6 protein-coding genes are annotated in these 11,703 nt (G+C 73.2%); 3 read left to right on the top strand and 3 right to left on the bottom strand.

Annotated features, from left to right (window positions below; genetic code table 11):
* Positions 1-18: 18 nt before the first annotated feature.
* A complete protein-coding gene (locus ACZ7P3_RS42350; RefSeq protein WP_472090023.1) occupies positions 19-4,416 on the top strand; it encodes an SDR family NAD(P)-dependent oxidoreductase in 4,398 nt (1,465 codons plus the stop codon).
* A 60-nt stretch (positions 4,417-4,476) separates the two neighbouring features.
* Positions 4,477-7,653, top strand: coding sequence for a non-ribosomal peptide synthetase (locus ACZ7P3_RS42345; RefSeq protein WP_472090022.1), 3,177 nt, complete (start codon positions 4,477-4,479; stop codon positions 7,651-7,653).
* 404 nt (positions 7,654-8,057) lie between these two features.
* On the opposite strand, the gene ACZ7P3_RS42340 is transcribed toward ACZ7P3_RS42345, so the two are convergent.
* The 3 genes from ACZ7P3_RS42340 to ACZ7P3_RS42330 all read right to left on the bottom strand — a co-directional run bounded on the left by ACZ7P3_RS42340 (position 8,058) and on the right by ACZ7P3_RS42330 (position 10,859).
* Positions 8,058-8,720 carry a response regulator transcription factor gene (locus ACZ7P3_RS42340; RefSeq protein WP_472090021.1) on the bottom strand — a complete coding sequence of 221 codons (663 nt, stop codon included), beginning with the start codon at positions 8,718-8,720 and terminating at the stop codon, positions 8,058-8,060.
* A complete protein-coding gene (locus tag ACZ7P3_RS42335) occupies positions 8,705-10,030 on the bottom strand; it encodes a sensor histidine kinase (protein ID WP_472090020.1) in 1,326 nt (441 codons plus the stop codon). Before ACZ7P3_RS42335 ends, ACZ7P3_RS42340 begins: the two co-directional genes overlap by 16 nt.
* 100 nt (positions 10,031-10,130) lie before the next feature.
* A complete protein-coding gene (locus ACZ7P3_RS42330; protein ID WP_472090019.1) occupies positions 10,131-10,859 on the bottom strand; it encodes a 4'-phosphopantetheinyl transferase family protein in 729 nt (242 codons plus the stop codon).
* Between the two features lie 238 nt (positions 10,860-11,097).
* Between ACZ7P3_RS42330 and ACZ7P3_RS42325 the strand changes: the two genes are divergently transcribed.
* On the top strand, positions 11,098-11,415 hold the full coding sequence (locus ACZ7P3_RS42325; RefSeq protein WP_472090018.1) for a hypothetical protein: 318 nt from the start codon (positions 11,098-11,100) through the stop codon (positions 11,413-11,415).
* The last annotated feature ends 288 nt before the right edge of the window (positions 11,416-11,703 follow it).

Here is an 11,703-nt window from a genome sequence, read left to right as displayed (position 1 = left end):
GGGGCGCGTACCAAGCGTTTGACGGTGTCGCATGCGTTCCATTCGCCGTTGATGGAGCCGATGCTGGAGCGCTTCGGGCAGGTCGTCGGTTCGGTCCAGGCCCAGGTGCCTCGTCTGACCATGATCTCGGGCCTGACCGGACAGCCCGTGACCAGCGAGGTGACTGACCCGTCGTACTGGGTGCGGCATGTGCGTGAGGCGGTGCGGTTCGCCGATGCCGTGGCGGCACTGCGGGACAACGGTGTGCGGACGTTCGTGGAGATCGGTCCGGACGGGGTGCTGTCCGGGATGGGTCCCCAGACCCGTGCCGATGCCACCGAGGACGCCACCGCCAAGGACGCCGGTACGACAACGGGCACGGCAACCGGTACGGCCGCCAACAGGGCAAGCGATGCCGCCGCTGCTGCCACCGTCGGCACGACAACCGGCACGGCGACCGGCACGGCGGCCGAGACGTGGCTGCCGGTGCTGCGCCGTGGCCGGGACGAGCCCCGGGCGTTGCTCGCGGCCCTGGCCCGGCTGCATGTCCGGGGCCTGGGCGTGGGCTGGGAGAGGGTCTTCGCGGGGACGGGTGCACGCCGGGTGGACCTGCCGACGTACGCCTTCCAGCGGCAGCGGTACTGGCTGACCGCGACGGCGGGGGGCCGGGCCGAGGACCTGGGTCTCGCTCCGGCTGCCCACCCGTTGCTCGGGGCGGCCGTCGAACTGCCGGAGACCGGCGGGGTGGTGCTGACCGGACAGCTCTCCGTGTCCGCGCAGCCCTGGCTGGCCCAGTCGGTCGTGACGGGACGGGTGGTGGTGCCCGCCGCGGCGCTGCTGGACATGGTGGTGCGCGCCGGTGACGAGGCCGGCTGCGGGCAGGTCGCGGAACTGGTCGTCGAGACGCCGTTGGTGTTGCCTGAGCGCGGCGGAGTACGGGTGCAGGTGACCGTCGGCGAGGCCGGCCGTGAGGGGCGGCGGGAGGTCTCCGTGTTCGCGCGGGCGGCCGAGGGGGCGTGGGTGCGGCATGCGTCGGGCACCCTGACCTCCGCGGAGGCGGGCGGCGGCGCCGATGCGGCGGAGTGGAGTGTGCAGTGGCCACCGGCGGGTGCCGTGCCGGCCGACGTGGACGGGCTGTACGAGGGTCTGGCGGCGTCCGGGCTCGGCTACGGACCGGTGTTCCGGGCGGTGCGGGCGGCGTGGCGGCGCGGCGACGAGCTGTTCGCGGAGGTGGCGCTGGCCGAGGGCACGGAGGTGTCCGGGTTCGGGGTGCACCCGGCGCTGCTGGACGCCGCTCTGCAGGTGACCGGGGTGGACCGGACGGCCGGCGAGGGACCGCTGCTGCCCTTCGTGTGGGGTGACGTGGCGGTCCATGCATCGGGTGCGATGGCGGCGCGGGTGCGCGTGGGGCCGTCGGACTCGGGTGAGGGCGTGTCGGTGACCCTGGCCGACGCGGCCGGTCAGCCGATCGTCTCGGTGGGAGCCGTGGCGTTGGGGCTGCCGGCCGCAGGGATGCTGGACCAGGCCGCCGGGCCGGCCCGTGAGGGGCTCTTCCGGGTGGAGTGGGTGCCGGCCGGCGTGGTGGCGGCGGCCGGGGATCCGGGCGTTCGCCGGGACGGTGCCGGGGCCGCCACCGCGGTGCTCGGTGAGGACGGCGGGCTGGGCGTGCCCGAGGCGGCGGCGTACGCGGACGTGGCGGAGCTGGTTGCGGCTGTGGAGGCCGGCGCCGCCGTGCCCGATGTGGTGGTGGCCTGCTGCGTCCCCGGCCCGGGGCATGACCCGGATGCCGCCGGAGAGGGCTTCGACGGTGTCGCGGATGTGACGGCCGGCGGCGTGCTGCGCGTGCTGGGCGTCGTACGGGAATGGCTGGGCGCGGGAGCGCTGGACGGGTCGCGGCTGGTGGTCGTGACGGAGCGCGGCGTGGCTGCCGGCCCCGGGGCGGACGTGCGGCTGGACAGCGCGGGCGTCACGGGGCTGGTGCGCGCGGCGGCGGGGGAGCATCCGGAGCGGATCGTGCTGGCGGACGTGGCGGCGCTCACCGGCTCCGGGCCGCTCGTCCTGGCCGGAACGGCGCTGGGGGAGCCCGAGTTCGCGGTGCGGGACGCGCAGGTGTGGGTGCCGCGTCTGGCGCGTGCGGCGGGCGACGGGCTCACGCTGCCCGAGGGGCGGGAGTGGCGGCTGGCCGTCTCCGAGCGCGGCACGGTCGAGAACCTGGTGCTGGAGGAGCAGGAGGACGGGCGGCGGCCCCTGGTGGCCGGCGAGGTGCGGGTGGCGGTGCGCGCGGCCGGGGTGAACTTCCGGGATGTGCTGAACGTGCTGGACATGTATCCCGGCGAGGCCGGTCCGCTGGGCCTGGAAGGTGCCGGCGTCGTGCTGGAGACGGGGCCCGGCGTGGTCGAACCAGCGCCCGGGGACCTGGTGATGGGACTGTTCCAGGGCGCGTTCGCGCCCGTCGTCGTGGCCGACGCGCGCGCTGTGACGCGGGTGCCGGCGGGCTGGTCGACGGCGGAGGCGGCCGCCGCGCCGGTGGCGTTCCTGACCGCCTACTACGCGCTGGTGGAGCTGGCCGGGCTGCGACGCGGCGAGCGCGTCCTGATCCACGCCGCCGCCGGGGGCGTGGGGATGGCCGCCGTCCAGGTGGCCCGGCACCTCGGCGCCGAGGTCTTCGCGACCGCGTCGCCGGCGAAGTGGGCCGCGCTGCGGGAACTGGGCCTGGACGAGCGCCACATGGCGTCCTCGCGGACCACGGAGTTCGAGGAGGCGTTCCGGGCGGAGTCCGGCGGGCGCGGCATGGACGTCGTACTGGACTCCCTGGCCGGGGAGTTCGTCGACGCGTCGCTGCGGCTGACTCGTCCCGGCGGACGGTTCATCGAGCTGGGCAGGACCGATGTCCGTGATCCGGAACAGGTGCTGCGGGACCATCAGGTCGCCTATCGGACCTTCGATCTGCTGCAGCAGGAGCCGGACGTGGTCGGCCGGATGCTGTCGTCGCTGACCGGGCTGTTCGCGGAAGGCCTGTTGAGGCCCTTGCCGGTGGCCTGCCGGGATGTGCGGCATGCGGTGCAGGCGTTCCGCTTCCTGACCCGGGCGCGGCACGTCGGGAAGGTCGTTCTGACCGTGCCCGCGACGGCCGGCCGAGCGGGCACGGTGCTGGTCACCGGTGCCTCCGGTGCGCTGGGCGGACTGGTCGCCCGGCACCTCGTGGCGACCGGGCGGGCCCGGCACGTGCTGCTGGTCTCGCGCCGTGGCCCGAGCGCGTCCGGGATGCCGGAGCTGGCCGCCGAGTTGGCCGGGTCCGGAACGAGCGTGCAGCTGGTGGCCTGTGACGTGGCGGACCGGGAACAGCTGGCGGGGGTGATCGCCGGGGTGCCGGCGGTGGCGCCGCTGACCGGGGTCGTCCACGCGGCGGGCGTCCTGGACGACGGTGTCATCGCGTCGCTCACCCCGGACCGGGTGCGGCAGGTGATGCGGCCGAAGGCCGACGCGGCCTGGCATCTGCACGAGTTGACCCGTCACCTGGACCTAGACACCTTCACCCTCTTCTCCTCCGTGGCCGGAATCTGGGGCAACCCGGGCCAGGCCAACTACGCGGCCGGCAACACCTTCCTGGACGCGCTGGCCGCGCACCGGCGCCACCAGGGCCTGCCCGCCGTGTCGTTGGCGTGGGGGCCCTGGGAGCAGGGCATGGCCGGCGAGCTCACCGACGCGGACCGGCAGCGGATGAGCAGGCAGGGGCTCGCCCTGCTGGACGCGGCCGAGGGGCTCGCCCTGCTGGACGCGGCCGGCGGACGGCCGGAGCCGCTGCTGGTGACGGCCCGGCTGGATCTGCCCGCGCTGCGCCGCCTGGGCAACGCCGTCCCCGCCCTGGTGACCGGCCTCGTCCGCCCCGGCCGGCGCACCGCCGGAAACCCCGGCCCGGACGGCGGCAGGAAGCTGGCCGGCCAGTTGGCCGCGCTGCCGCCCGAGCAGCTCCAGGGCGCGGTCCTGAACCTGGTCCTGACCCAGGCGGCCTTCGTCCTCGGCCGGCCCGGCCCCGAATCCATCGAGTCGGCCCGGTACTTCCGCCAGCTCGGTTTCGACTCGCTGACCGCGGTGGAGTTCCGCAACCGGATCAGCGGTGCCGTCGGGCTGCGGCTGCCCGCCGGTGTGGTCTTCGACTACCCCACTCCCATGGAACTCGCCACATATCTCCGGGACAGGATCGCCGACCAGGAGATCGACTACGAGCCGGTGCTGAACGAACTCGACAGGCTGAAGTCCCTTCTCTCCGGGATCGCCCAGCGGGGCGGCAACAAATCGAAGATCATGAGCCGCCTCGAAGTCATCATGGAGGATTTCCGCGGCGGAGAAGCGGACGGCGTGCCCGCCGACGAGGACATCAGCGGAGCCACGGACGACGAGATATTCGACCTCATCGACAAAGAGCTGGGTATCTAGGGTGGTCTGGCACTCTCGGGAAATCCGGCGGACTCGACGGACTTGCAAAGGAGCGACGCTATGATGTCCGCGGATGGGAACATTCCTGTGGAATGGGGCGGCGACGACACGGGAGATCCTCTCAAGGAATCGGCGGTCTCTTTCGAGGAATCAGCAGCCTCTCCCAAGGAAGAGGCGCTGTGGCTCCTCGAGTCGCTGACGCCGGGCACCCCCGTGAACAACCTGTCCGCGGCGTTCGCCGTCGCAGGGCACCTGGACCCGGCGCGGCTGGACACGGCGCTGACCGTCGTGCTGCGGCGCCACGAAGCGCTGCGCACGGTCTACCGCAGCGACGGCAGCCGGCTGGTCAAGCACGTGGTCGGCCCGGACCGGTTCCGCCTCCGGACCGTGCAGGTCCAGCTGGCCGGCGAGCCCACCGAGGACGACCTCGCGCCGGTGACCGCCGTACCGTTCGGCCTGGACGGCGGCCCGATGCTGAGGGCGGCACTCTTCCGCTCCCCGGACACGGACGTCTTCTGCCTCACGGCGCACCACCTGGTCTGCGACGGAGTGTCCGTCTCGATCCTCCTGGAGGAGCTGGCGTCCGCGTACGAACACGCGGACGCCGGGCCGGAGATGGCCCTTGCGCCGGTGCCCGGGTGGACCGCGCCGCACGCCGGCCCGGAGAGCCTCGCCTTCTGGCGCGAGGAGCTGGCCGGCGCGAACACCGAAGTGCTGAAGCTGGCCTGCGCCGCACCCGAGCCGGACCGGCCGACACTGGCGGCGGCGGAGATCAGCCGCACCCTCCCGCCGCGGACGGCGGCCGCGGTCCGCAGGCTCGGCGACGAGCTGGGGGTTCCGGAGTCCGCGGTCCTGCTGGCCGCCTACTACGTGCTGCTGGAGACGCACGGCGCAGGCCCCGACCTGCTCATCGGCTCCCCGGTCGACGTACGGCCCGAGCACGCCGCCCGCACGATCGGCTACCACATCACCTACGTACCGCTGCGGCTGCGCGTGGACCGGGAGGAGAAGATCCGCGACCTGGTGCGCCGCAGCAGCGAGCGGCTGCTGACCGCCGCGGTGCACGCCGACGTGGCCGTGGACGCGCACGCCGATCTCATGCCCGCCGCGGGACACGGCCGGCGGTCCCTGCCGTTCCGGCACCTGTTCGACCACCAGGCGGGCCATCCCTCCGCGTTCACCCTCGGCGGCCTCTCGGCCAGGCCGTTCCCGGCCTCGAGCGGCACCGGCAAGTTCGACCTCCACCTCTCCGCCACCTCGGCGGACGACGCGATCTCGGTGCGGGCCCTCTACCGGACCGAGCTGTTCGAGCGGTCCCACGCCGAACTGCTGCTGGGACGCTACGAGGCGGTGCTGTCCTCGCTCACCGACGACCCCGACCGTGTGGTCGGACAGGTGCGCTGGTGGAGCGACCGCGACCACGAGATCATCCGGGCGGCCAACGACACGGCCGGGCCGGTCGAGTTCGCCTCCGTCCTCGATGCCGTACGGAAACACGTGCGGCGGGCACCCGACGCCGCCGCCGTCGTCGAGGGCGACCGGTCCGTCGGGTACGGGCGCCTGTGGGACGCCGCACACACCGTGTCCGCGCTCCTGCGGGACGCCGGCCTGCGGTCGGGGGACGTGGTGGCGATCGCGCTCCCGCGCGGGCCCGAACTGGTCGCCGCCGTCCTCGGAGCGTGGCTGACCGGTGCCGCGTACCTGCCCCTGGACGCGGCCCATCCCGAGGAGCGCATCAGGTTCCAGCTCTCCGACTCGGCCGCGAAGGTGCTCGTGGCGACCGAGGACATGGCGCACTTCGCCGACGGCGGCCTCGTGGTGCTGACCACACCGACGGTGGACGACGCCGCGGACCGGAAGCCGGCGGACGCCCCGAGCGGCACGGTGGACCCGGCGTCCTGCGCCTACCTGATCTACACCTCGGGGTCGACCGGCCGGCCCAAGGGGACACTGATCACGCACGGGGCGCTGGCCAACGTGGCCGCGCATTTCACCGAGCAGCTGGGGGCGACCCCCGCCGACACGACGCTGTGGACGACGACGTTCGCGTTCGACATGTCCGGCGTCGAACTGCATGTGTCGCTGCTCTCCGGCGGCCGTCTGGCTGCCGCTCCCGACCGGGCCAGGAGCGACGGCCGGGTGCTGCGGGAGCTGGTGGAGCGCTACGAGGTGCGCTTCCTCCAGGCGACCCCGACGACCTGGCGGCTGGTCATCGACCGGATGGCGGACTGCCTGCACGGCCGGAGCGTCATCGTGGGCGGCGAGCCGGTGCCGGTAACCCTGGCCCGGCGGCTCGTGGCCGCCGGCTGCCGACTGCACCACGCCTACGGGCCGACCGAGACGGCCATCTGGTCGACGTCACGCGTCGTCACGGACGAGCCGGAGGCCCGCCTCGACGTCGGCCGGCCGATCCGCAACACCCAGGTCCATGTCGTCGACCAGCAGGGCCGCGATCTGCCCGTGGGCGTCAGCGGCGAACTGCGCATCTCGGGCGCCGGCGTGGCGATCGGCTACCACGGACGGCCGGAGCTCAACGCCGAGCGCTTCGGCGAACACCCCGAGTACGGCCGCTTCTACGCCACGGGCGACGTGGCCTGCTGGCGCGAGGACGGCCTGCTCGACCTGTTCGGCCGGATCGACCGGCAGGTCAAACTCCGCGGTCACCGCATCGAGCTGGGCGAGATCGAGTCGACGCTGCTGGCGCATCCCGAGGTCGGCGCCGCCGCGGTGATCATGGTGGGTGACCCCAGTGCGGACGCCGTGCTCATCGGCTGCCTGGAGCCGGCCGCCGGCTCGCTCGACACCGAGAGCGTCTGGGCGCACGCCCGCACCCGGCTGTCCCGGTCGATGCTGCCCGGCGACCTCGTCACGGTCGACGCGATGCCGATCAACGCGAGCGGAAAGGTCGACTACCTCGCCCTGCAGCGGATGGTCGCCGACCGGCACACACCCCTCGCCGCGCCCCGGCCCGTGCTGGACCACGCGGACCTGGACGAACTGACGGCCCAGCTGACCGCGGTGTGGCGGAGCGTCCTGCGGCGCGAGGACGTCGACGCCGACACGGACTTCTTCGCGCACGGCGGGGACTCCATGCTCGCCGCCGTGGCGATGCAGGAGCTGCAGAACATGAGCGGCGTCTCGCTGAGCCTCACCGAGGTGTTCGAGCGCCGGACCCCGCGGGAGCTGGCCGCCCGCATCCGGGAGACGGCGCGGCCGGAGGAGGCACCCGCCGGCTGAAACCCGGGCACGGACGAAGCGCACAGGGCACAGAGCACAGGTCACAGGGCACGACAGGGACGACCGGATCACGATCGTCCCGCCGTGCCCTCCACCTTGCGCAACGCCCGCCGCGCCCTTCGTTCTTCGGAACGCCCGCCGTGCCCCGCGGTTTTTCGGAACGCCCGCCGTGCCCCGCGTCCTTCGAAGCGCCCGCCGTACCCTCCGACTTGCGGAACGCCCGCCGTGCCCCGCGTCCTTCGAAGCGCCCGCCGTACCCTCCGACTTGCGGAACGCCCGCCGTGCCCCGCGCCCATCGAAGCGCCCGCCAGCCCCGCGTCGCCCTTCGGAAGGTGGGTCACGACATGCGCTGGTCACGACATGCGCTGGTCACGACGTGCGCCGGCCAAGACCTGCGCGGGGTCTTACTGGTCGTTCTGGCCGTCGGCGCCGAGATAGGTGAGCACGGCCCGGACCCGGCGGTTGGTGTCGTCGTCCGTGGCGAGGCCGAGCTTGGCGAAGATCGTGGTCGTGTACTTGCTGATGGCGCCTTCGCTGAGGAACAGCCGTCCCGCGATCGCCGCGTTGGACAGCCCCTCGGCCATCAGCGCGAGCACCGAGCGTTCCCGCTCGGTGAGCGTGGCGAGCGGATCGGCCCGCATGGGCCGGCCCAGCAGCTTCGCGACGACCGTCGGATCGAGCGCCGTACCGCCGTCCGCGACACGGTTGACCGCGTCCATGAACTGGCCGGCATCCAGGACCCGGTCCTTGAGCTGGTATCCGACGCCGCCGTGCCCGTCGGCGAGCAGCTCGCGCGCATAGAGCTGTTCCACGTGCTGGGAGAGGATCAGGACGGGCAGTCCCGGCACCTTCCGGCGGGCGGCGAGCGCGGCCTGGAGCCCTTCGTCGGAGAACGTCGGTGGCAGACGCACGTCCACGATGGCCACGTCCGGCCGCTCGCTGATCAGCGCGTCGAGCGTGGCGGGCCCGGAATCGACCGCCGCGACCACCGTATGGCCGTGTGCCTCGACGAGACGGACCATCCCGTCGCGGAGCAGGAAAAGATCTTCGGCTACGACAATGCGCATGGTACCGCCGCGGTGATGTGGGTGGGGCCCCCAGCGGGGCTGTTGATCTCCAGCCGGCCGCCGAACGCCGTCATCCGGCGTTCGATGCCGCTCAGTCCGGAGCCTGGTGAGGCGGCGGCGCCGCCGATCCCGTTGTCGGTCACGGTCGCGGTGAGCGTCTCCTGGGCATAGTGGAGATCGACCGTCACCTGGGAGGCCTGGGCGTGTTTGGCGACGTTCGCCAGGAGTTCCGCGACGGCGAAGTAGACCGCGGACTCGACGGGGCGTTCGGGCCGGGCGGGTACGGCGCTGTGCACGGTGACCTCGACGGATGCGTCCAGTGCCAGGGCCCGGACGGCGTCCACCAGGCCGCGCTCGGCGAGCACGGGCGGGTTGATGCCGCGGACCAGGGACCGCAGCTCGGCGAGCGCGGTGACGGACGTGGCCCGGAGGTCGGCGAGGATCGCCTTGGCCGCGGCGGGGTCGGTGTCGACGAGCTGCTCGGCGGCTCCCATCGACATGCCCATGGCCACCAGCCGGGCCTGGGCCCCGTCGTGCAGGCCCCGCTCGATGCGCTCCAGCTCGGCCGCCTGCGTCTGGGTCAGGTCGGCCCGGATGGCCTCCAGCTGCTCCACCCGCTTACCGAGCCGCGAGCGCGGAACCGGCCCGAGGAACCGCTTCGCCACGGGCCCGAACAGCCGCCAGGCGAACGGGGCACCGGCCAGACCGGCCACCATCGCGGCGATCCCGTACCCGACGAGACCGGGGGTCACGGCCATGTACGCACCGCAGACCAGGCCGGCCGGCGGCAGGGCCGCGACCGGCAGCACGGTCACGCCGGCCACCACGGCCCACAGCCCGTCCCAGTGCAACTGCGGATCGCGGAACCGGGCGTGCACCTTGGCCCGGCGGCGCGCCTCGCGCTCGGACTTGTGGTACTCGTGGCCGTCCCACCAGTAGCCCGTCGCCATGCGGGTGACCGGCGGAACGGGACGGTAGCTCACCTCGATGTGCAGGCCGAGCCAGCGTTCCGCGCACCGGCGCGCCGCCCTGGCGAGCGCCCGGCTGGTCAGCGGATGCACGATCCAGACGCCCACGGCGATCCACAGGACCACCACCAGGGTCTCCCCGAGTGTCGCCAGCGCCCGGACGGCCGTGGACGCGGTCAACCCGTCGGACCAGGAATAGGCCACCTGGGAGCCGCCCAGTCCGACGGCCACGGCAACGACCGCGACGGGACCGGTGAGCCCGATCAGCACCAGGGACCGGTACAGCCCCGAAGCGACATCGGTGCACCAGCGCAGGGGACCGCCTTCCGCAGGCAGCCTCATTCGCCTATTCCTTTCGCCACGGCGACCATTGTGCCAGCCGGGAACCGGTCCCGGCGGCTACCGGTGAACGTACGGCGCCCGGCCCGTGCCGGGTATCTGGCTACGCCCCGTGACCGGTGGGCCCAGCCCCACCCGGTTCCGGCGTCTGCCGCGTGTGGGGGACCGTGACCGCCGTGGCGACCAGGCCCTGGCGGACGATCCACCGTCCCTCGAACCGTCCGAGCCGGCGGCCGTCCACCAGCGGCCCGGGTACGAGCAGTTCGGCGCTGAAGCGGCCGTGCGGCGCCGCCCCGGGGGCCGCACTGATCTCGATGTCCGCCTCGTCGAAGCCCAGCCACTGGCCCGTCAGGGGAAACCACGCCTTGTACACGGACTCCTTGGCGCTGAACAGCAGCCGGTCCCAGTGGACGGCCGGGTCCTGGGCGGCCAGCCCGGCCAGGCGCTCCCGCTCGGCGGGCAGCGCGACGGGGCGCAGCACACCGGCCGGGAGCGGGGCATGGGGCTCGGCGTCGATGCCCAGCGACACCAGATCGCTCGCACGGGCCAGGGCGGCGGCGTGGTAGCCGTCGCAGTGGGTCATGCTGCCGATCAGGCCCTCGGGCCAGCGCGGCGCACCGTGCTCGCCGGGCAGCACGGGCACCGGTGGCACCCCGAGCTTCGCCATGGCCCGGCGGGCGCAGCCGCGCACCACGGCGAACTCACGGCGGCGCTTGTCCACCGCCTGCGCCACGACCGCCTGTTCCTCGGGGTACAGGGGGATCCGGTCGGCCTCGTCGTCACCGTGTGTCTCCACGGCCACCACCGAGTCCGGCAGCAGCTCCTCGATCACCGGGTACGGACCTCCCTCGGACGGACACCTCTTCGCAGCGTACGCCCTCGTGCACGGGCCGGACACGGACGGCGGGCGCCGTTCGAGTGGGGCTAGACCCACCGGCGAAGGGGCGTAGCCGGATACCGGGTGTGGGCCTTTCGCCCCTAGGTTCTGCGGTGTCGGCTGGGCTCAGCCAAGGGAAAGGCGCTCCATTTCTCCCCCTCGGGGTATCGCCGTCCGGAGATCGGATCATTCAATGCGTCGCTCTGTACGTGCCGTTGCCTGTGCTCTCGCCCTGGCTTCTCCGCTGCTCGCGGTGAGCGCCTGCGGCCTGCCCGATCAGGTCGATTCGCGCTGTCAGGGAAGCTCCTGCACGGTTCATGTGCGCTCCGGGACATCGATCAGGGTCGAGAACCTCAAGCTGGACATAAAAGAGGTCAGCGACCACTACGTCACGCTCAGTTCACACGGTGTGAGCCTGAAGCTGAGCAAGAAACTGGACCTCAGGCTGGGCAGCCACAGGATTCACCTGGTGGGGTCGGAGGGGGGAACGGCGGACCTCCAGATCAAGTAGGGCTACCGGAGCCCGACCCGTACGAGACATGCGGATGCCCGCAGCTTCCCGGGAAGCTGCGGGCATCCGCATGTCGTCGTGCCGTTCCCGCCCGGGCCGGGTCCGCTGCGGGAGCGGGTCCCTACCGGCCGAGCCCCGAGGGGCCGTGTGCGACCTGGTCCCGGTCTTCGTCCGCGACGGACCCGTGCCCTGCGGATGCGGGGGTGGTCTCGGTGCTCCGGTCGCCGTGTCCGGGCCACCAGGCGGCGTGGCCGATGAGTGCGGTGAGGCTGGGGGTGAAGAACATGG

The organism is Streptomyces sp. NPDC107581 (assembly GCF_055657175.1).
The sequence above is the reverse complement of the archived record's forward strand: the minus strand, read 5'-3'. Positions and strand labels throughout refer to the sequence as shown.

Excerpts from the sequence above, each read along its gene's own strand:
- ACZ7P3_RS42345 (WP_472090022.1), top strand. The coding sequence starts at position 4,477 with ATGATGTCCGCGGATGGGAACATTCCTGTGGAATGGGGCGGCGACGAC.
- ACZ7P3_RS42340 (WP_472090021.1), bottom strand. The coding sequence starts at position 8,720 with ATGCGCATTGTCGTAGCCGAAGATCTTTTCCTGCTCCGCGACGGGATG.
- ACZ7P3_RS42335 (WP_472090020.1), bottom strand. The coding sequence starts at position 10,030 with ATGAGGCTGCCTGCGGAAGGCGGTCCCCTGCGCTGGTGCACCGATGTC.
- ACZ7P3_RS42325 (WP_472090018.1), top strand. The coding sequence starts at position 11,098 with ATGCGTCGCTCTGTACGTGCCGTTGCCTGTGCTCTCGCCCTGGCTTCT.